The organism is Paenibacillus plantiphilus (assembly GCF_927798095.1).
GTDB classification, from domain to species: Bacteria; Bacillota; Bacilli; order Paenibacillales; family Paenibacillaceae; genus Paenibacillus_Z; species Paenibacillus_Z plantiphilus.
This window is the reverse complement of the sequence record NZ_CAKMMF010000010.1, coordinates 1-21,013: the sequence shown is the minus strand read 5'-3', so window position 1 is coordinate 21,013 and position 21,013 is coordinate 1. Positions and strand designations below refer to the sequence as shown.

The 21,013-nt window shown below is 51.9% G+C and carries 22 protein-coding genes; 5 read left to right on the top strand and 17 right to left on the bottom strand.

Annotated elements, in window-relative coordinates; genetic code table 11:
- Positions 1-14: 14 nt before the first annotated feature.
- The 4 genes from L6H65_RS10530 to L6H65_RS10515 form a co-directional block, all read right to left on the bottom strand.
- Positions 15-476: a YdeI/OmpD-associated family protein gene (locus L6H65_RS10530; protein ID WP_236341420.1), complete on the bottom strand. Its 462-nt coding sequence runs from the start codon at positions 474-476 to the stop codon at positions 15-17.
- Between the two features lie 41 nt (positions 477-517).
- On the bottom strand, positions 518-1,171 hold the full coding sequence (rdgB, locus tag L6H65_RS10525) for an RdgB/HAM1 family non-canonical purine NTP pyrophosphatase (RefSeq protein WP_236341418.1): 654 nt from the start codon (positions 1,169-1,171) through the stop codon (positions 518-520).
- Positions 1,168-1,914, bottom strand: coding sequence for a ribonuclease PH (rph, locus tag L6H65_RS10520; RefSeq protein WP_236341410.1), 747 nt, complete (start codon positions 1,912-1,914; stop codon positions 1,168-1,170). Before rph ends, rdgB begins: the two co-directional genes overlap by 4 nt.
- Positions 1,915-2,169: 255 nt before the next feature.
- Positions 2,170-3,222 carry a GerMN domain-containing protein gene (locus L6H65_RS10515; RefSeq protein WP_236341408.1) on the bottom strand — a complete coding sequence of 351 codons (1,053 nt, stop codon included), beginning with the start codon at positions 3,220-3,222 and terminating at the stop codon, positions 2,170-2,172.
- A 145-nt stretch (positions 3,223-3,367) separates the two neighbouring features.
- Between L6H65_RS10515 and L6H65_RS10510 the strand changes: the two genes are divergently transcribed.
- Positions 3,368-3,907: a phosphatidylglycerophosphatase A family protein gene (locus L6H65_RS10510; RefSeq protein ID WP_236341399.1), complete on the top strand. Its 540-nt coding sequence runs from the start codon at positions 3,368-3,370 to the stop codon at positions 3,905-3,907.
- Positions 3,908-5,047: 1,140 nt separating this feature from the next.
- Here the strand turns inward: L6H65_RS10510 and hemG are convergent.
- The 3 genes from hemG to hemE are packed head-to-tail and all read right to left on the bottom strand — an operon-like array spanning position 5,048 to position 8,662.
- A complete protein-coding gene (hemG, locus tag L6H65_RS10505; protein ID WP_236341397.1) occupies positions 5,048-6,628 on the bottom strand; it encodes a protoporphyrinogen oxidase in 1,581 nt (526 codons plus the stop codon).
- Positions 6,629-6,669: 41 nt separating this feature from the next.
- Entirely contained in the window at positions 6,670-7,599 is a 930-nt protein-coding gene (hemH, locus tag L6H65_RS10500; RefSeq protein ID WP_236341387.1) for a ferrochelatase, read from the bottom strand.
- Entirely contained in the window at positions 7,592-8,662 is a 1,071-nt protein-coding gene (gene hemE, locus L6H65_RS10495; protein WP_236341371.1) for a uroporphyrinogen decarboxylase, read from the bottom strand. Before hemE ends, hemH begins: the two co-directional genes overlap by 8 nt.
- A 255-nt stretch (positions 8,663-8,917) precedes the next feature.
- Between hemE and L6H65_RS10490 the strand changes: the two genes are divergently transcribed.
- Both L6H65_RS10490 and L6H65_RS26570 read left to right on the top strand, forming a co-directional pair.
- Positions 8,918-10,141: an MFS transporter gene (locus tag L6H65_RS10490; RefSeq protein ID WP_236341368.1), complete on the top strand. Its 1,224-nt coding sequence runs from the start codon at positions 8,918-8,920 to the stop codon at positions 10,139-10,141.
- 57 nt (positions 10,142-10,198) lie between these two features.
- Entirely contained in the window at positions 10,199-10,330 is a 132-nt protein-coding gene (locus tag L6H65_RS26570) for a hypothetical protein (RefSeq protein WP_290370372.1), read from the top strand.
- Here L6H65_RS26570 and L6H65_RS10485 read toward each other — a convergent pair.
- On the bottom strand, positions 10,321-10,710 hold the full coding sequence (locus tag L6H65_RS10485; RefSeq protein WP_236341366.1) for a ribosomal maturation YjgA family protein: 390 nt from the start codon (positions 10,708-10,710) through the stop codon (positions 10,321-10,323). The two genes, L6H65_RS26570 and L6H65_RS10485, sit on opposite strands and share 10 nt — an antisense overlap.
- Before the next feature lie 14 nt (positions 10,711-10,724).
- A complete protein-coding gene (locus L6H65_RS10480; protein ID WP_236341358.1) occupies positions 10,725-11,351 on the bottom strand; it encodes an O-methyltransferase in 627 nt (208 codons plus the stop codon).
- Between the two features lie 120 nt (positions 11,352-11,471).
- Between L6H65_RS10480 and L6H65_RS10475 the strand changes: the two genes are divergently transcribed.
- Both L6H65_RS10475 and L6H65_RS10470 read left to right on the top strand, forming a co-directional pair.
- Positions 11,472-12,617: a THUMP domain-containing class I SAM-dependent RNA methyltransferase gene (locus L6H65_RS10475; RefSeq protein WP_236341356.1), complete on the top strand. Its 1,146-nt coding sequence runs from the start codon at positions 11,472-11,474 to the stop codon at positions 12,615-12,617.
- Positions 12,618-12,702: 85 nt separating this feature from the next.
- Positions 12,703-14,685 carry an LTA synthase family protein gene (locus tag L6H65_RS10470; RefSeq protein ID WP_236341348.1) on the top strand — a complete coding sequence of 661 codons (1,983 nt, stop codon included), beginning with the start codon at positions 12,703-12,705 and terminating at the stop codon, positions 14,683-14,685.
- Positions 14,686-14,971: 286 nt separating this feature from the next.
- Here L6H65_RS10470 and L6H65_RS10465 read toward each other — a convergent pair whose 3' ends face one another.
- From L6H65_RS10465 to ltrA, 8 genes are all read right to left on the bottom strand, one after another.
- Complete coding sequence (locus L6H65_RS10465; protein WP_236341346.1) at positions 14,972-15,196, bottom strand: YuzB family protein; 225 nt, start codon at positions 15,194-15,196, stop codon at positions 14,972-14,974.
- 42 nt (positions 15,197-15,238) lie between these two features.
- Complete coding sequence (locus L6H65_RS10460) at positions 15,239-15,541, bottom strand: iron-sulfur cluster assembly accessory protein (protein WP_236341344.1); 303 nt, start codon at positions 15,539-15,541, stop codon at positions 15,239-15,241.
- Between the two features lie 104 nt (positions 15,542-15,645).
- A complete protein-coding gene (locus L6H65_RS10455; protein WP_236341342.1) occupies positions 15,646-15,888 on the bottom strand; it encodes a hypothetical protein in 243 nt (80 codons plus the stop codon).
- 54 nt (positions 15,889-15,942) lie between these two features.
- Positions 15,943-16,107 carry a DUF2304 family protein gene (locus L6H65_RS10450; protein ID WP_236341333.1) on the bottom strand — a complete coding sequence of 55 codons (165 nt, stop codon included), beginning with the start codon at positions 16,105-16,107 and terminating at the stop codon, positions 15,943-15,945.
- 150 nt (positions 16,108-16,257) lie between these two features.
- A complete protein-coding gene (locus L6H65_RS10445; RefSeq protein ID WP_236341325.1) occupies positions 16,258-17,370 on the bottom strand; it encodes a sensor histidine kinase in 1,113 nt (370 codons plus the stop codon).
- A 50-nt stretch (positions 17,371-17,420) separates the two neighbouring features.
- On the bottom strand, positions 17,421-18,107 hold the full coding sequence (locus tag L6H65_RS10440; protein ID WP_236341323.1) for a response regulator transcription factor: 687 nt from the start codon (positions 18,105-18,107) through the stop codon (positions 17,421-17,423).
- Positions 18,108-18,453: 346 nt separating this feature from the next.
- A complete protein-coding gene (locus L6H65_RS10435; protein ID WP_236341318.1) occupies positions 18,454-19,668 on the bottom strand; it encodes a M14 family metallopeptidase in 1,215 nt (404 codons plus the stop codon).
- 175 nt (positions 19,669-19,843) lie between these two features.
- On the bottom strand, positions 19,844-21,013 hold a 1,170-nt coding region (gene ltrA, locus L6H65_RS10430), incomplete at its 5' end, for a group II intron reverse transcriptase/maturase (protein ID WP_236341317.1).

Below are 21,013 nucleotides of genomic sequence, written 5' to 3'. Positions count from 1 at the left end.
CATTGCGTATTCGCTTATGGATGTTTTGCACCATCCTCCAGCATGACAATCATGCGTTCCAAACGGCTGCGGCGGGTATCCTCCCGCTTCGCGGTTGTCAGCCAGCTGATATATTTCCGTTTATTAGAATCGGACAGCCCCTCGAATGCCTTCCCCGCAGAGGGATGATGCTTCAGCTCGGCTTGGAGCAGCTCGGGCACCTCAATCATTCGCGGTTCCGCATCCCGCTCTATCGTAACATGAACCGTGTCGCCGCCTTGCTTGCCGATAGACTGGCGCACTGCTTTGGTAAGTCCGATGCAATGGCAGGACAGCCCCATCTTAGCAAGAATGCCCCGATATTCATAGCCGTCGAAGGTTGCCTTCACCTTCACTTGACCGCGGACACCGAACAACGCCTCCACATCAAACGGGAACTCGATATAAGCAGCGTCCATCCCCTCATGCATGTTGATGACGGCTGTAAACTCCACCATTCCGAGTCACCCCCTCTTCAGCGCAAGGCATGGCAAGCGGTTCAGCCATTGCTTGCAAGCTCCATTCTCCCAAGCAGCTGTTGAAGCGCTCCGCCGCGATGACTGATCGCCTGCTTCTCTTCGGTCGTCAATTCAGCCATTGCCCGGCCATATTGCGGAAGCCAGAACAGAGGATCATAGCCGAAGCCGCCGCTGCCTCTAGGCTTGTCTATAATGCGGCCAGCCACATAACCTTCCGCTTCCGTATACTTCCCCGAAGCTGGATCATAGAGAGCCAGAGCGCATACAAAGCGCGCATCGCTCAGCAATCTTGCTCCATCAGCCAACGTATCCTTGGCGTCTGGACGCTTGTCTGCCGCTGCGGATAATGCTTCTACCAGCTTCGCATTATTACGCTCATCCGTGGCGCCAGCACCTGAATAACGTGCTGAGTATACGCCAGGAGCTCCGTCCAGCGCAGCAACCTCAAGGCCGGAGTCATCCGCCAGAACAGGCTGACCAAGCGCGTCCGCAATCGTCTTGGCCTTCTTTCTGGCATTTTCCGCAAATGTAAGGCCGTCCTCCTCCACATCAGGCAAATTCGGATAATCGAACATGCTGACTACCTGCAAGCCAAGCTTGCCGAATGCATGCGCAAACTCACGCACTTTACCCGCGTTCTTCGTTGCTACGACGATGGTATCGCCTTGCCTCATACTGTGGTCACTCCAATGCGGCTGCCCATTGATCCCAGCGCCTCGCGCTGCTTGCCGATCAGGGAAAGGATGCCTTCCTCAGCCGCCCCCAGCAGTTCATCCAGCTCCTTGCGGCTGAATGGCGCTTCCTCTCCCGTTCCTTGTACCTCTACGAATTTCCCTGAGCCCGTCATAACGACATTCATATCGACCTTCGCCTTGGAATCCTCGTCATAATTTAGGTCGAGCAGCGTCCGCTCCCCGATAACGCCAACACTGACTGAAGCCATATAATCGGTAATCGGATATTTGGCAAAATCAACCGTTCTCGACAGCTTGTTCACCGCAAGCGCAAGGGCTACGAAAGCGCCTGTAATGGAAGTTGTGCGTGTGCCTCCATCAGCTTGAAGAACATCACAGTCCAGCGTAATCGTCCGCTCGCCCAGCGCGTGCAGATCCACGACGGACCGCAGCGCGCGGCCGATCAGCCTTTGAATTTCCATCGTGCGCCCGGTCAGCTTGCCTCTGGCCGATTCCCGGTGATTGCGCACCTGCGTTGCACGGGGAAGCATCGAATATTCGGCTGTTATCCAGCCCTTGCCCTGTCCCTTCATGAAAGGCGGAACCCGCTCCTCCACCGAAGCTGTGCACAACACCTTCGTGTCGCCAAACTCAATCAGTACAGAGCCCTCCGCATATTTATTAGCATTCATCGTTATCGTTACCGGTCGTAGCTCGTTCCACTGTCTACCATCAGTTCTCATGCTCTGTAATCCTCCATATTCTACATGCTTGCTATAGGCAATAGCTTATTCGCCAATCACACTATTCTACCAAACACAGCCGCGAAAAGCACCCACTCCATCCCACTGTTGGCAAAATCAAAACCATAAGTCCCGCTGCAAAAAAATGCCCCTACGTCATAAAATGACATAAGGGCGGCAAAGGAGACCCGGTCAATACAACCAATACTGGACCTGACCTCACGGAATATATGTTACGATTTGGTTATGATTTGGCTACGATTTGAAAGCGTTCATATGCTGGGGTCTGCTTACCGGCTCGCTGTAGGATTGGTTATTCGTATCCTTGACATTTGATTTGCCGTTTATTTTGATCTGCACCTTTGCAAGTCCTGTATTCTCAGTCATCGCCAGAACAAGTGCCTGCATCATCTCAGCCGGAGCCTGCTGCCCTTCCTCATAACCGCTATACTCCAGCTCTACAGTGGCGATATCGTTCTTCTTCGTTACATTCTTGACGATAACGTCAGGCGTCATCACCGCTTCAAGCTCATTGCTGCCCACAGGGCCGCTGATCAGCTGCTCGATCGCCGCCTTCGCCCGATTATCCGTGCGGTTAATCAGACGGGTTATGGGCACGTAATACGTCTCGTCATTAGGCGTAACGGCTGAGAAATATAGCGTAACTGGTGTGGATTGACTATAATTGATCCCCTCCTGAGCCTCCAGATTAATCCCTACTGCCCGTGTCAGCGGCTCGTCGAGCGGAAGCCCGTCGACAGGCATCTCAAGCAGTTCCTGGCCATCCACCCAGATTTTTACCTTCTCAATATTGTGCATCCCTGTCAACGTCCAGGTCACTGCTTCAACGATGCTTCGTTCATCCATCGCATTATAGTCGGTGAAGGATTGGGAGAAGTCTACAATAGCCAGCTTCTGGTCTGCCACAACATTGTAGCCAATTACTTGCGTCCCTTGTGGAAGAACCGCTTGAAAGCCTTCTGGAATCTCATTGGCTAGAGGGCCGCCTTCCACCATCATCTCCAGCGCTTTCTGGCCGGCTTTCTCCTCGCTGCCAAGCGCGGCAAGCACCGTTACCGGCGCCAGCTTGCCGTTCCTATCCTTGTAATACACGGTCAGCTGCGTTCCCTCGCCAGGCTGAACAGCATTGCCGTTATCCTCCCAGCTGACAGCATTTCCTGTGTTTCCTTGCGGCGGGTCAATCGGCTGGCTCGCTTCTTGTGAGAACAAGCCGCATCCCGTTGTCAGAATAGGCAGTGCCAGCACTCCAGCCAGCGCAGTCCGGCGTAACAGGCGATAGTGATTCATGTCGTTTCTTCCTCCCCATGATTAGTCATACGTATAGCGTGCAGCAGGAATGGTACAAGTTCCTCTTTTGTAGTAATATGTATACGAGCCCGTCAGGTTAATTAGACCAGTTTTGTCCCACAAATACAGACAAGGGGTGATACCGATGTCCAAATCCAAAATGTATAGTCTTAACAGTGAAAAAGTAGCTGCTGCCACCAAGGAATGGCTCCTCAAGCGTGGTGTCACTACAACACAGATCGCCGAGCTTGTCATGTTCTTGCAGCAATCGTATTTTCCAGGACTCACAATTGAACGCTGCGAGCAGAATGTTGAGGCTGTATTATCCAAGCGCGAGGTGCAGAACGCTGTCCTTACAGGCATTCAGCTCGATATATTGGCAGAGGAAGGCAAGCTCCTGTCACCGCTGCAAGAGATGATCGAGAATGACGAAGGACTCTACGGCTGTGATGAAATTCTCGCTCTCTCTATCGTCAATGTATACGGCAGCATCGGCTTTACAAATTTCGGCTATGTGGACAAGCTGAAGCCCGGCATTCTGAAGAAGCTGAATGACAAAGAGGACGAGCAGTGCCATACTTTCCTCGACGATATCGTCGGCGCTATCGCTGCTTCTGCAAGCAGCCGCATCGCTCACCGCTATCAGGCTGAACGCGAAGGAAGCTACAATCCGCCGCTTGACTAATGTGGTCGACCGACTGCTGTCATGCAGCTTCTGCACTGCGCGTTGAGAGCTGCTCGTGGTGCTGAAGCGGAAGATTCAGCTCCTGCCTGCCTGGACGATTGCCTGTCTCTAATCATGCCGAGCACTCAGGTCGGCCTTTCTCCAGACAATAGAATGAACAATGAATCTGCCTATACAATGCTGGTACTGGCTTATGTATGGGTATAGTAAAAACCGTCAGGGCAGTTTCGAACTGCATCCCGATTGTTAGACGCCATCTAACGATTGGGGTGCAGTTCATTTTGATCCTGACGGTCTTTTTGATTTGACGAATATATGCTACTTCAACTTCACATCCTAGTGCCCCTCTGTATTACTCCAAGCAAGCTCATCTCATCTCATTCACTCACTCGGTCGAGCTGGGCTGTAAGGCGATTTTGTCTGCTTACACAAAGGATCGCACACTTTTTGCGAGCTGTAAGCGGTTTTTGTCTGCTTATCATCTCCACCGAAGCCCATTTCACTCGCTCACTCGCGCTGTAAAACGATTTTTCCCGCTTACACGAAGGATCGCGCACTTTTTGCTAGCTGTAAGCGGGTTTTGTCTGCTTATCGTCTCCACCGAAGCCCATTTCACTCGCTCGCTCGCGCTGTAAAACGATTTTTCCCGCTTACACGAAGGATCGCGTACTTTTTTGCTAGCTGTAAGCAGGATTTTTCCGCTTACAGTAGTCTCCAGCATCTACGACCTGCACACCATGCATATTATGACAGTCTTCGTACCCGAACTGCTTGAGTCCATTTTTTGGATTCCCATGATTCCCATAGACTTTCTACCCCGTGATGGGAGTTGCGCGCGGTGCAGATCAAACACTCCTGAATAGGGCAGCTTTTTACACTTGCTGATAAGTTAAGTATAAATAGGGGCTATAGTGGTTGTAGGGGCTATAGTGGTTGTAGGGGCTATAGTGGTTGTAGGGGCTGTACGAAAAGTCCAATATCGACTGAGTCAGACCCAAATGATGTGAAAAGATGCTTCCAAAACCACTATAGAAGTATGGCTGGAAGCATCTTTTTCATCCTATATGGAGGGAGCTTAGTGGGGGCTTATTAGTTGCTTAGAATGCAGGAACGCGAAGATACGATACGGTTTCATTGTAATTAAATCATCTCATACACGCGAACCGCGGCTTCTTTGCCTTGGCGAATACAATCGGGCAAGCCGACCCCATCGAAGGCCGCACCCGTTGTCCACACGCCGGGCAGTTCCGATTCAAGCTCCTTGCGCATAGCGGCAATGTGCTGCAAATGTCCGACCGGATACTGGGGCATCGAACGGTGAAGCCGTGTAATTTCGGTGAATAGCGGCACTGCCGTTATACCCATTACCTCGCGGATATCATGTCTAACCGCTTCGGCAAGCTGATCATCCGGCAAATCGACAATGGCCTCGTCGCCTGAACGGCCGACATAGCAGCGAAGCAGCACCTTATCATCTGGGCTGGTGTGCAGCCATTTGGCCGATGTCCATGTACAGGCTGTAATCGTCATTCCTTCGGAGCGGGGAACCACAAAGCCCGAACCGTCGAATTCACGACCGAACGTTGCCTTGTCAAACGCCATAACAACATTAGCGACAGACACGTAACGGACAGCCTCCAGCGCTGCGGTATTTACATGCGAGCCTAATAATTCCGCTGCATCATAAGCAGGCGTAGTGACAACAATGCCGTCCGCTTCTATCGTCTCGCCATTGCTCAGCACTACTTCATAGCGTGAGTTGGCTTCACGCGCTTGCACAGCTCTATCAGCCGCAGCATCTGCAGCATCCACAGCATCCACAGCATCGCGCTCAGCTTGCGGCCCTCCAGCTAATTTAGATTGACCCTCCCGTGCCGAGTCCGACTCTGCGAGCTTGGACTTCCTTCGGTCTATAATCTGTACCGCTTTTACTCCGAGCCTCCGCTCAGTTCCCGATAAGGCTTCTTCAAGAGCCATTACAATTGTAGATAAGCCGCCTTTGAACGTTAAGAATACACTCTTGCCCGCAGCGCCTGGCAGCGAGCTTGGATTAGCGGCCGTATTCGCGCCTGCGCGCTTACTCGCACGCATCCCCCGAATGAGACTGCCGCGTTTGCGTTCCGCTTCGCCGAACTGCGGAAATGTAGCCTGCAGACTCAGTTTGCGCAGATCCCCTGCATAAATTCCAGCAAGGAGCGGCTCTGCGACACGCTCCATAACCTCCGTCCCAAGTCTCCGCTCAAGAAAACCTCCAAGAGATTCATCCCCCGTCTCCTTGCGTGATGGCAGAACAAAATCCATCATCGCACGAAGCTTGCCGCCCCATGTTAGCAGGCTCGTCTTGGCGAATGGCGCAATCTCCGTCGGAATGCCCAGCACAAGACCTGGCGGCATGGGGTGAAGCTTGCCGCGATGAAGAATATACGTTTTCTTCGCTTCCGGATTCGTTCCGGTAAGCTCCCCTTCAATGCCAAGCTCGCGCGCCAGATCGATCATGGGCTGCTTGCGGGCAAGAAAGGAATCCGGCCCGCGTTCTATAACGAAGCCATCCCGCTTCAACGTATTGATCTTCCCGCCCAATCGCGGCGCGGGATCAATGATCGTCACATGCGCCTGCCGGCCTCGCGCCTTTGCCTCTCGAAGCAAATAAAAAGCGGAGCTCAGTCCGCTGATCCCGCCGCCAATTACGACTAGCGAATCGTGCCCTCTTGATCTCCGCATTTCATTCATCTCCTCTGTCTATCGCGGAATGCGCCAATCTCTCATTCATGCTGCCAATCGTCTTCGGATACAACCGACTCCGCCAAAGTCTCCATATAGAGGATGTCCGTATTAAGCATCTCGATACGTTCGAGCACCATGCCGAGCTCCTTCGCTGCACTCTTCGCCTCGATATCAAGATCATAGAGCACTTCCAGGTGATCGGATACGAAACCGACCGGGGCAACCAGCACCCCTTCATATCCGTTCCCCTTCACTTCCTGAAGTGTGTCCAGAATATCCGGTCCAAGCCACGGCTCGCGCGTGCGCCCTGCGCTCTGCCATGTGAACTGCCAATCGGCAGCGCCTGCGCCCGCTGCGACAGCTGCAGATGTCTCAAGCAGCTGCTGCTCGTACGGATCGTTCATTTCGCGAATCTTCTCCGGCAGACTGTGCGCGCTGAACAATACTTTGACAGGCTTCACTGCATTCAGCCCTTCCAGTCCATGAGACACACGATCGGTCAGCGCTTCAATCAGCTTCGGATGAAGATGATAGCTCTCCACGAACCGCATCGCAATACCGAGCGCTTCCGCTTTCTCGCGAGCGCGCTTCACATAGCTGCCGACACTCATGACAGAATAATGCGGCGCAAGGACAATACCGATCGCTTCTTTAATGCCATCGGCCGCCATGCTCTCCACACCATCCTCTATATAGGGGCGTGCATGCTTCAAGCCCTGATAGCAGACATAGCGTTCAGGCGCCATCCGATCCAGCACAGCCTGCAGGCCTGCCACCTGCCGGTTCGTATTCTCGCGAAGCGGGAATACACCGCCTACTACTGCATCATAGCGCCCAGTCAGCTCAGCGAGCTGCTCCGGCGTCGGAGCATGTCCTCTGCGAATATGGGTGTAATATTCCTCAATGCCGTCCATGCTCTCTGGCGTTCCATAGGACATAACGAGCACTCCAATTGTCCGCTTAGGCATGACGCGCCTCCTTGGTGTCCGCTTTATTGATAGCCTCTGCCGAGTACTCATGAACGAATTCCGTCAGCTGACGAAGCTTGTCGAGCGAGGCTTCCGGAAACAGTCCATGTCCGAGATTAAAAATAAACCCAGGCTGCTGAAGCCCTTCGTCAATAATCGGCTTGGCATAAGATTTCATCATTTCCATGGACGCAGTCAATACATAAGGATCAAGATTGCCCTGAACAGCAAACGATTTCCCAAGCCTGCGGCGGCCCTCCGCAATCGATACACGCCAATCAAGCCCGATTACATCAGCTTGGATGCTTCCCAATACGGGAAGAAGCTCGCCTGACGCAACACCAGGGAAGTAAATTTTAGGCTGCTCCAGATCCGACAGCTCCGCGAATATCCGCTCAATCGTCGGAAGCACAAACTTCTGGAAGTCCGCTGGCGAGAGTGCTCCAACCCAGCTGTCGAACAGTTGGAATGCCTTGCCTCCAGCCGCCATATGCGCCCGCAAATAAGTGATCACCATATCGCCGAGCTTGTCCATCAGCTGGAACCAGATCGCCGGTTCACTGTACATAAGCGTCTTCGTCCGAATATAGGACTTGGACGGTCGGCCTTCAATAAGATAGCTCGCGATTGTGAACGGCGCGCCTGCGAATGTAATTAGCGGCACGTCAAGCTCACGGTCAAGAATGCGAATCGTTTCCAGCACATGCGACAAGTCGCCTTCCACATCGATCGGCTTCAGCTTCGCCACATCAGCCGCCGTACGAATCGGATTGTCTATAACAGGTCCGACGTTCGCCACGATATCGAAATCAATACCGATGGAAGCCACCGGATTCATAATATCGGAATATAAAATAGCTGCGTCTACACCCAGCTTCTTAACGGGCATAAGCGTTACCTCGGCAGCCAGCTCAGGCTGTTTGCAAATTTCCAGCAGTGAATATTTCTCTTTAATTTTACGGTACTCGGGATCATAGCGTCCCGCTTGCCGCATATACCATACAGGCACCTGATCGATAGGTTCCTTCCGGCATGCTCGGATGAAACGGTCGTTGTAGCTCATTCACGTTCCCCATTTCTATCGTTTTCCTTGTGTTTCATATCATTATGCCCTTTTTGCGGCAGTGTAACAACCGTCAACAATCGACGATCATTGACAATCGTATGACAAATGGCTGGATTCCAGCATCTATTCGAGCCATCCTCCTTCTCATTCCTTCCTCCTTCCTCCTGCCAGTCTTGGTCGCATTGCTCCTTATGATATACTTGCATTACTGTGTTTACTTACATCTAGAGAGCAAGACAGGAGTGCGATACGATGGAGCAATGGAAAAAGAATTTGATTGTGCTATGGTTCGGACAATTTCTCGTTATGGCAGGCATGACGATGATTATCCCTTTCCTGTCGCTTTACTTGCAGAGCGATTTGGGAGTGAGCGATCCCCATGAAACCGCTACTTGGGCCGGCATTATTTTTGCAGGCAACTTTGTAACAGCCTTTCTGTTTCAACCTCTTTGGGGCAAGCTGTCAGACAGATATGGACGCAAAATCATGCTCCTCCGGTCAGGCTTCGGCATGGCGATTGTGATGATTTGCATGGGTTTTGCGACATCGCCCTGGCACTTGCTGGCACTGCGGCTGATCAACGGCACGATATCCGGCTTTAGTCCGGCTTCCATATCACTCATATCTGCAACAACGCCTAAAAGCCGCATGGGCTTTGCGATGGGAACGCTCCAGTCAGGCGCAATCGCCGGCACGATTCTGGGGCCTCTTATGGGCGGCCTGCTGGCGGATTGGATCGGGTTCCGTTCCATCTTCTACATTACGGGAACATTTATTTTTCTAGCATCCTTACTTGCCATGTTCGTTGTAAAAGAAAGCTTCGACCGCGTGCAAGCAGCCGCCATGCCCAACATGTCGCTCATCGAAGGCTTTCGCCAGCTCGGACGCATACCTCAGCTGGCATCATTATTTGCGGTCACCTTCCTGATCCAGTTCGCCATGATCGGACCTATGCCGCTTATGCCGCTTTATGTGCAGGAGCTGCATGGAACGGCAGTCAATCTCGCCTTCTGGGCTGGCTTTGTCGGGTCTGCGGCGGGCCTGTCCAATATGATTGCCGCCCCGCTTCTGGGCAAGCTGAGCGACCGAATCGGCCAGGAATGGGTCCTTGGCGTCTCGCTTATCGGAGCAGCAGTGCTGTTCATACCGCAGGCGATGGCAACAACAGTGTGGCAACTGCTGCTGTTCCGCTTCCTGCAGGGGATGTTCCTGGGCGGCCTCATACCGTCTGTCAATGCGCTTATTCGGAAATTTACGCCTGATGGCATGGAAGGCCGCGCCTTCAGCATGAACAGCAGCACGCTCAGCATAGGCAATATGATCGGCCCTATTGTTGGCGGGCTCATCTCAGGCTGGATCGGCATCGAGGGTGTGTTCCTCACCTCAGCCGCTCTCTTCTTCATTAATGCGATATGGGTCCGGCAGACGCTGTTGGCACGCAGCAGAGACGAGCGAGGCATAAAACAATTGGAATGAATCGCGGAGTAACGCTGTCTGCAGTGGGTAGCTATCTGCGGTGGGTGGCTATCTGCAGTGGGTAGCTATCTGCGGTGGACAGCTATCTGCAGTGGGCAGCTATCTGCGGTGGACAGCCGTCCACTGCTGCAAGCTGCTCCATTGAATCTGACTGGAGCAGACGGCCCTCCCGATCAAGGTCAAGAATGACGGGCCTTCATCAAGCAGCAGCGGTCGATCAGGCAGGCAGCAGCAATCCCGACACTGTACCGGATAAGGTCTACGGCAAGGAATCCCTTTCCCAATACGAGTCCGCCCAGTGAAGTCGATCGAACAGCATTGATCCAAGGGGATTGGTAGAGCTGGCTGCATTCGATTGCAAAGCAGAACAGCACGCTCAGAGCGATAGCCGACTTCAATGGTCTATCCCCCTGCAGTGCGCGTATGCCGTAATAGATCATTGCTGCCCATAAGACATCGCCCGCATTGACCGCAATATAATCAGGCAAGAAGTCCCCGTATGCTCTTGAGCCCAGACCAAGCGCGATAACAATCAATACTATGATGGCGTAGTACATTCTTGCTCTCATAACTGCGGCCGCCTCTATTTCACAATGGCTACAGCCAGACCGTCATAGGCCGGCAGCAGAGTTCCCATCAAGCGCTCGTCCCGCACCATTCGCTCATTGAACTCTCTCATCGCAACGACAGAAGGGCCATTCTTATTGGAATCAATCGTTCTTCCATGAAGAAGAGCGTTGTCTCCTGTAATGACTGCACCTGGATTGGCAAGCCGAATCGCCCAGTCCAGATAGACAGGATAACTCTCCTTGTCCGCATCGATGAAGAAAAAATCAAACTTGCGCCCCTTCTCCTCCAGAATAGCCAAGCTCGCTTTGGCATCCCCAAGAATATAGTCAACACGATTCCCATATCCCGCTTCCTTCAGGTTCGTCCATGCCACATCGGCGAATTGCGCCTTGATCTCCAGCGATGTCAAACGTCCATCCTCAGGCAGCCCCCGCATCAAGCAAATTCCGCTATATCCGCCCAGCGCCCCTATTTCCAACACATTCTTCGCTCCCGACATTTTCACCAGCATCGAGAGGAGCCGCCCATAACCCGGCGCAACCGAAATTGCCGGCATGTCGTGCTGGCTGATGGATTGCTTCACACGCTCCAATTCCGCGTCCTGACCCAGCAATTGTTCTACATAATGTTCTGTTGGCATCTCTGACAGCCCTCCAATAAATCCGGGTTTGTAATTAAACCACGGTTTGTCCTATACTTGATTGTATGATTTTGTGAGACCGGACACAACCGAGGATAACCGAAAACGGAGTGAATGTTAATGGATAAATTACAGCTGATCGCAACTGCGCCAATGGGACTTGAAGCCATTGTAGCGCGAGAATTAAAGGAATTAGGCTATACCGATACAGTAGTTGGGAACGGACGTGTCACATTCTCAGGGGATTATGCCGATATTTGCAGAACAAATCTGTGGCTTCGGACATCTGACCGCGTATTGGTCAAGATGGCGGAATTCCCAGCCAGAACCTTCGACGAATTGTTCGAGGGGACGAAGGCGCTGGATTGGCCGGATTGGATACCAGAGGACGGCGAATTTCCTGTTGAAGGACGATCTCATAAATCCCAGCTCTCAAGCGTTCCTGCATGCCAGAGCATCGTGAAGAAAGCCGTTGTGGAGAAAATGAAAGCAGCCTACGGGACAGAATGGTTCCATGAGGATGGAGCCAGATACGTCATTGAAGTCAATCTGCTGAATGATATTGCTCTTATTACACTGGATACAACCGGGCCAGGGCTGCACAAGCGAGGCTATCGCAAGCTCGTAACAGAAGCGCCGCTGAAGGAAACGATGGCAGCGGCCTTGGTGCTGCTCAGCCGCTGGCGTCCAGAGCGGCCGCTATACGACCCCTTCTGCGGTTCAGGAACCATTCCGATAGAAGCCGCGCTAATCGGCTGGAACATTGCGCCTGGCCTTCGCCGCACGTTCAATAGTGAAGGGTGGGACATCATTCCCCAGCGGCTATGGGAGGACGCTCGTGACGAGGCTTACGATTCCGTTAAAGATGACTTCCCGCTCATGATCTCCGGGTCCGATATCGATCCCACTGCCATTGAAGTAGCAGAGGCAGCCATTAAGAAAGCCGGGCTAGGCAAGGAGATCAAGCTGAACGTATTGCCAGTGACGAAAGCAAAGCCGGAAGGCGATTACGGCTGCATCATTACCAATCCGCCTTATGGCACCAGACTTGGCGATGATGAAGAGGCGGAGAAAGCGATACGCCAGCTCGGCTTCACGACGGCAACACTGCCGACATGGTCCTTCTTTGCGCTCAGTCCCGCCAAGTCCTTCGAGCACTACCTGGGCCGCCAAGCGGATAAGAAGCGCAAATTATACAACGGCCGAATTGAATGCGCCTTGTACCAGTTTTTTGGTCCCCTTCCTCCTTTTCGCAGCCAAGAGTAATTATTCTATATTTGAAATGCGGACGGACTGTACTATAATTAGAGGATCATATTGATTTTTTGTAAATAGAAAGGAATTCCTAATAATGATTGGTAAGCTCTTAACCGCGTCACGTCGTGGCGTTACAGCATCCCTTGCGTTCGCTAAGCGCATGAAGGGTATCGATCTGCTCCTGTTTTTCGTGCTGATGATGTTGAAGCTTGTAATGTTTGACCGATTTATTAATGTTCCCAATATGGCGATGAATGTGGACGACGTATTCACCGGATTAGGAGCGCTTGCACTCGTTTCCTTCTGGACATTGTGGCTGCCGCTGCGCGGACGCATCGTTGCGCTTGTGCTTCTGAACCTGCTGTTAACCGGGATTATCTACTCCGACCTCATCTATTTCCGCTACTTTCAAGATTTAATCTCGATTCCAGTATTGACACAGGCAGGTCAGGTGAGCTCGCTTGGCGATAGTATCGGCTCACTGCTCTACGCTGCTGATATTTGGTTTTTTGTCGATTGGCTGTTTATTGTTCCTTATGCCATTCTTGTATTGTTCCGCAGGAAAGACAAACAGCTTTCGCTTTCCTTCGCCAAGCAGCAGAGATGGCGCCGAATCATTCTGCGGTTCTCGATTAGCTTGATTGTATTTGCGACTGGCCTCACACTCGTATTCGTGCCCGTCAACATTGCGAAGCGGACTTGGGCTCAAGGGCTGTTCGTCGGCAACTGGTGGAATCTGTCCCTGTATAATGTTACGGGTGTAATCGGCTTCCACGGCTATGACATTTATCGTTACGCGAATCAGCACTGGTTCGACGTTAAGACGGTTCCACCGGAGCAGATTGAAGCTGCCAAGCAATGGTTTGCCGAACGTGCAGGCCAGCGGGAAGGACTGGAGTCAGATGCCATGTTCGGCAAGTATGCCGGCAAGAATGTCATTATGATTCAAGCTGAAGCGTTCCAGAACTTCGTTATCGGCCGATCAGTCAACGGTGTAGAGGTAACGCCGAACATAAACAAGCTGCTCGAAGAAAGCGTCTATTTCAGCAATTTCTATCATCAGACATCGCAAGGCCGGACCTCTGATGCTGATCTTGCTGCCAATATCTCATTGCAGCCGCTGCCTACAGGCTCGGTATTCATCCGCTACTCGCATCATCAATTCGACAGCCTGCCTGCCACGCTTAAGGACAACGGCTACAGCACTTCCGTCTACCATGCATACGATGGCGGCTTCTGGAATCGGAACACGATGTATCACAACATGCGCTATGATACCTTTTACAACAAGAAGGATTACACGATCGATGAACCGCTCGGCTGGTCGCTCGGCGATGACTCTTTCTTCAGACAGTCCATTGATAAGATGACGAAGCAGAAGCAGCCCTTCTACTCCTTCTTGATCTCCTTATCCAGTCATCATCCGTATGCGCTGCCTGAGAGCTATCAGAAGCTGGATCTCGGCGATTATAAAGGAACGATGTTCGGAGATTACCTGCAGTCCATTCATTACGTTGACATCGCATTCGGCCATATGGTGGAACGATTGAAATCCGAGGGACTATGGGATGAATCCATCCTGTTGTTCTATGGGGATCACGACAATTCCATCAGAGACTGGGAGCCGTTCGAGAAATTCATGGGCAAGCCGCTGAACGATCTGGACCGGCTGAAGATCCTGAAACAGGTTCCGCTTCTAGTTCATCTGCCAGGCGGGGATCAAGCTGGGGTATACGACGATGCTGGCGGTCAGATTGATTTGATGCCAACCATTCTGCACTTGCTTGGCATTTCAACCGCTGACAAGTATTTGATCGGAACACCGCTCGTCCTGGACAAGCCGCTAGCGGGCAAAACAATGGTGCTGCGCAACGGCGCCTATACAGATGGCAAGGTATTCTATATACCGGCGGAGGACGGATTGCCGGAGCATAGCAAATGTCTCGATGCGGCAAGCGGCGAGCCATTGGACCGCAACCTTTGCAGCGATGGAGCCGCTGCAGCGCGCAAAGAGCTGGTCACCTCTGATCTGGTTGTTGAGAATGATTTGATCAAAGCATTCCGTCAGAAGGAATAGGGAAGCCTTTGAACGATTGAAAGGAACTTCCATACCGCTGCGCTGGGGAATGTTCTTACGATCGCTGTTGTTCCCTGCTCCGCTCTGTTGTTCTTCTTTCGTACAATTTATATAGTAACCAACAATGGCTGAGCAGGGTTAGCATTCCCCTTTGCTCAGCCATTGTTTCATGAAGCGTCTCAGCCTTCTCCTGCAAAAGTTACATAGAAACAACCTACCAAGATCCGTTAAAAGCGACGAGGCCATCCCATGAGCAGCAGCGTGCATCTCGGGACAGCCTCTTCCATTATTTCTTAATATATTTGCTCGCCTTCGCAATGACTTCGTCTTCCGTAGCCGCAGTTACATAACGTCCATTGATGAATATAAAGGCAAAGCGCGAGCAAGGCCCGCAATATGACTTGCAGCCGACGCGAATCTCTGTGCCCGGCGCCAGCTTCTCCAGCTTGGTCACCATCGTTTTGACGCGTGTATGCTTGCATTTATCACATATCCGTATGTCGTTTGCCATCGTCAGTCTCCCCGCTCCACATTCCTTGCCAACCCTCGGCGATTAGTGATCGCCGTGGTTGCCTTTGGTCGGATTCGATATAACGAAGCCTTCTTTGGGCAAGTAATGATAATCAATTTTGACGCCATCCAGCAATTCGACGCCTTGCTCCAGAACGACGGTAATCCCCTTGTCGGTTTCAATTGTCTCATCGTTGCTGCCGGCATCATCCATACGCATGCCATAATGCGCATGATCACCATGCGAATGGGTGACATAAACGCGCAGCAGCTTACCCTCATTCTCAGGCATGTCCAGCTCTTGGCGGAGAACCTTCGCCGCATTGCGGGTTATTTTGCAATTCATATTCGCCTTCCATCTCCTTCAGCTCAGGCCTCCGCATGGGGGAAGCCTTATCTTCTTCATTTATCTATCTTATTGTAAAGAATCAACCGGCAATGTTCAACATGCTATTGTTGAATGCGCCCTGAATATTTGCGTTCCATGTATTTGGTGTACCCTTCTGCAACAATCATCGTAAAGGCTATATCATCAATCGGCAGAAAAGGGAGGAAATCAGGCAGCACCCAGTAGAGCAGAACCGGCACTACGTAGAGAAGCTTGTCCGACAAGCGTACTTCTCTTGCGCCCAGCAAACGAAAAATTCGCACAAACACATGACGCCAATGACGAAGTGACAATAACTTACGCACCGAGATCAGCCTCCTTTTCCCCCTATTATATCATAGAAGAAAGCTACCCTGTCGTTAGCGCTGATCCATACAGATCATGAACAGCATCATGCTGAAGCATCCTCCGCTAAGCGAGATCCACAGCAGCGCATATTTTCGGCTGAGCATATTCCGCCTAATCGACCAAACAACGAATAGAAAAAACAATGCGCACAGCAGTATGAACAACATCCGCATCATTCTGTCCCCCTTTAATAATCAATCAAGAATCGCATCTTTACCAAAGTATAAATACCGATTCTTAACTTCTGCAGGGGTAAAATCTTATGTTTTTCTTAACAATGAGTGGAAAGCGCAATGCATCTCCATGTCCGAGGTTCACCTCAGCAATTAGTTCTGAGATGCGCTTATCGGCAGCTGGACGGTGAATTCAGTCTTGCGTTTGCTGCTGCTAACTCCAATTCTGCCTCCATGCAGGTCCACGATGCTCTTGGCAATTGCAAGTCCAAGCCCGCTGCCTCCTGTTTGCTTGGAGCGGGACGGGTCCTCCCGATAGAAGCGCTCGAACAGATGCTGCTGGTGATTGCTTGGAATCGCCTCGCCATAATTGCGGAATGTGACCATTGCCCATTGATCGTCACGCTCCAGCACGATATCCAGAAGACCGCCGTCCCGCCCATAACGTATCGCATTCGATACCAGATTCTCGAATACGCGAAGGAGCAGCTCAGCATCCCCTACTACTGTGATCGACTGGCTAGGGATATGCACCTTGCAGACCATATCTGCCGCCTCCAGCTGCGGCATGAATTCCTCAGCTAGCTGTTGAAGAAAGGGAACAAGCTCAAGCTTCTCCTGCTGAAGGGGGATATCGCTGCTTGTCACGCGCGTATATTCGAATAAATCATCAATCAGCTTGCGCAGCACAAGAGATTTCTCATAGGCGATGCTGACATACTGACGCAGCTCCAGCTCATCTCTATAGCGGTCATGCTCGATATATTCAAGAAAGCCCAGAACGGATGTCAGCGGGGTTCGCAGGTCATGCGATACTCCCGTAATCAGATCGTTGCGAGCCTGAACGGCTGCCCTCTCCTCTGCTTGCGACTCGCTGAGACGCTCCGCCATCTTGTTCACAGTGCGAGCCACTTGACCTAGCTCGTCAGCAGAGACGACGGGGATCCGATGCGAGAGATCGCCTTGAGCCATTTGTTCCAGTCCAGAAGTAATAACCTCGATAGATTGAATAATCCTTCTGGAGAACAGGAAGAAGAACACAAGGAACAGAACACAGCCCAGGACAGACATGACGGGGACAGAGCCAATTCGATTAATAATCCACCTAAGAAAGGTTGTAAGGGGAAAGGATGAAGAGGGATTATACCGAATGATCGTATAGGCGACGTAATAGATAACAGACAGCACCACTCCCAATGCGGCTATACTCGTCAGAAAGGCGAGCATGAATTTCCACAGAAAAGTCTGGAACAGCTTCGTTTTCATAGGTTTGTCAGCTTCCTCTCGTCGTGTGCATGTCCAAAAGTGTGCATGCTCTAAATCTTATATCCGACACCCCAAACGGTTTTAATGTAGGTGGGCTTGCGCGGATCGGCTTCGATTTTCTCGCGAATTTTGCGGATATGCACCATAACGGTATTGTTCGCTTCGAAAAAAGTATCCTTCCATACCTTCTCGTACAGATGCTCAACGCTGAATACGATTCCCCGATTGTTCGCCAACAGCTCCAGAATAGCAAATTCTCTTGGCGTTAATTTAACCGGCTTGCCCTCAACGATCACCTCATGCGTAGCTGAATTAATTGTCAGGCCATCAATCTCAATCGTGTCATTCGCTGACTGTGAAGAGGCATACTTACTGTAACGGCGAAGCTGACTCTTGATTCTCGCGATAAGCTCAAGCGGACTGAACGGCTTCGTAACGTAATCATCCGCCCCTACGCTTAATCCTGTAATTTTATCAATCTCCTGCCCTTTGGCGGATAAAAAAATGATTGGCATCTCGCTATGTTCCCGAATTTCAAGACAGGTTTCGATTCCATTCCTGCCTGGCATCATCATATCAAGAACAACGAGATCCACCTTTTCCTTGCGTACAATCTCCAACGCTTGCTCGCCGCTGTTAGCGACCAGCAGCCGGAACCGCTCCTGCACCATATAGATTTGCATCAGCTTAATAATTTCGGGCTCATCATCCACGAGCAGTATCGTCTCATTATTCATATCGTTCAGCTGCTTCCTATTGAGAATTCTTCTTCATTATACCAACCCATGTTCAACAATTCCCCTCTTCAAAATCTTAAATTTTCCTTATCCTCGTCATAGCAGCCCAAAACAAAAGAGCGGCACCCATGTCCAGTGCCGCTGAACTTCAAGGTTTGACCGCTGGCGTGTGACCGAGCACCGCGTGCCGGGATGGCGCCGCGTGCCGGGATGGCGCCGCGCGCCGGGAGGCACGCGCGATGCGGAGCCGCCCTTACACCAAGCACTGGATGCAATCGCGCGGTTTAGCTTGGCATAACGGCAGCTCCCCAGTGAACTGGGGTGTTCTTCCATCATCTGCTGCTTCTTATTTATCGCATGCGACTGCCTCCATTGCGGCAATGAGCAAGGGACGGATCTCGTCATACAGATCAGGAAACGATTCAATCGGGAGCGGATTTATTCCATATCCGACTTCAACTGTAAATCCAGGCTTGCGATAATCTTGGATGAACCAATCCTTGTAACCGGCATCACTGCCGCGCAGCTTTACAGACTTATACCCGCTGGCCTGAGCCAGCTTATAGGAAATTCGCTCCGATTCCGGCGGCTCATAGCCGCGATAATTCCAATAAATCTCCCCGCCCTGCGTATGAAGCGCCACAACAAGATCGAACTGCTCCTTCTTGGTGAGATTCGCCAAAGCTTGGGCTTCCGGCTCTGTTAATGGCGCGATGCCGGGAAAATCACGCGGCCCCGGTCCATTCGCCGCTCTACGCTCCACCTCCTCCTCCCAGAAGGCAGGAAACTGGTCGTTCAAGTCTACCCCCCGCACATTGGCCTTCCACTTGGAGAAACGATGCGATTGGCGGTTCATCTGAAGCAGTGTTGCATAATGGGGATGGTTCCGCCGCAAGCCCTCCTGTGCCAGCTCGACACCATCAGGATTGACAAGCGGAACGAACCACACTGTCACTTCCTTCAGAAGCGAGCGCATATCCGTACCGCCTATCATCTCGCCAAGCGAGCATGCCTGTGCAGCATCCTCGGCGAATGTCATCAGCAAGGGCGTCGTAATCCACTCATTGGCATGCATAGCCGCATTAAAATGAACTTTGCGCTCCCCTTCTCCCATTCGCAGCGCATAGATCGGCTTCCCCATGACGCTATGGCCAATGACGCTCTTGGAGAGAATCGGGTACTCGCGCTCCAGCATCTCCATGTCCTCCATCAGCTCGACATGTCCGTATTCAGCTCTGGCATCAACAATGCGATGATAACCGCCGCTGGGCACAATTAGAAGCTGTCCTGTCACAAGCTGTCTGGGGTCCAAACCGGGATTGGCAGCTGCAAGCGCTTGAATAGACAGTGAGAATGCTCCTGCCAGCCGGATTATCGTATCACCGGGCTGAACGCAATAGACCGTAACCTTCCCCGTCGGTATCGAAAGCAGCAGACCAGGCATTAGCTGCAACTCGGGGGATATCTGCGGATTGGCGGCTAACAGCGAAGCGGCATTCACCTCGAATCTGCGAGCAATGCGAAGCAGCGTGTCCCCCTGCTGCACAACATAGGGTAGCATGAGATAACCTCCTTGAAGTGGGCGCATGCCCTGCCTTCTCCTTCTTGTCACATGCTATGCTGACCGAGCAATAGGCATTCCACTTCGTATCGCCGCCTAATCGGATAGGAGGCTACCCATTAGTTGAGTAGCCGACCTTCCACACCACCGTACGTACCGTTCGGTATACGGCGGTTCAACCGCTTGAGTGCAATTGACGGAGACGCTCGTACTGGGCAGGGAAGTCATAATACCCTGCCTGTGCGAGCTTTTCGTTTGTAACAGAGCATTGCAATACAGCGCTACCGGCAATGCGCCAGTACCCGAGTCTTGTATTTCCCCACTGGTAAGCCTTCCCTCCCGGTACTCCCAGCTTTCGCAGGTTCTGTACCTTCGTTCTCGGCTTCTTCCACTGCTTCCAGATGTACATGCGCATCCGTCTTCGCAGCCATTCGTTCCACCTTTGCAGAGTTCGCTTCATGTCGGCTATGTAGAAGTAGCCGATCCAGCCGCGAATATAGACTTTCACTTTCTCCATGACCTGCCGCGCATTCCTGCCTTGGCTTCGACTCGTTAACTCTTTCAGCTTCTTCTTTGCCTTAGCTAGGGATTGACGATGTACGCGTACGTATACGCCGTTTCCGTTCTTCCCCAAAGCAAATCCGAGGAATTTGAAGTGTTTCTGCGCCATGACGCTGACTACCTTGCTCTTCTGCGTGTTCAATTGGAGCTTTAGCCGCTTTTCCAAATAGGTTCGGCTGGATTCCAGTAGCCGCATCGCTGCACGCTTGCTCTTCGCAAGCACCACGATGTCATCCGCATAGCGGATGACCGTTACTCCCCGACTTTTCATCTCCTGATCGAATTCGTTCAAATAGATGTTTGCCAAAAGCGGCGACAACGGGCCGCCCTGAGGCGAGCCTTCTTCTGTTTCGCGGCGTATCCCATTTTCCATGACTCCGCTTTTCAGATACTTTTTGATTAGGTCGGTTACGCGCTTATCCTGGATTTGTTTGCGCAAGAGATTCAGAAGCAGTTCATGGTTCAGCGTGTCGAAGTATTTGGACAGGTCGATTTCAACTGCATGACCGTACCCCTGCTCCGCATAAGCTTTTACTTTTCGGATGGCTTGTTGTGCGCTTCGCCCCGGACGGTAGCCGTAGCTTCCCTCCGAGAAGAGCGGCTCGAACAGGGGGTGCAGTTGCTGGGCGATGGCTTGCTGGATGATGCGGTCTATGACTGTGGGGATGCCGAGCTTCCGCACGCCGCTGCCATCTGGCTTGGGGATCTCTTTGCGTCGCACCGGGCTTGGCCTGTATCTTCCATTCCGGATGTTTTGCAGTAGCTCCTCTCTGTTTTCACGCAG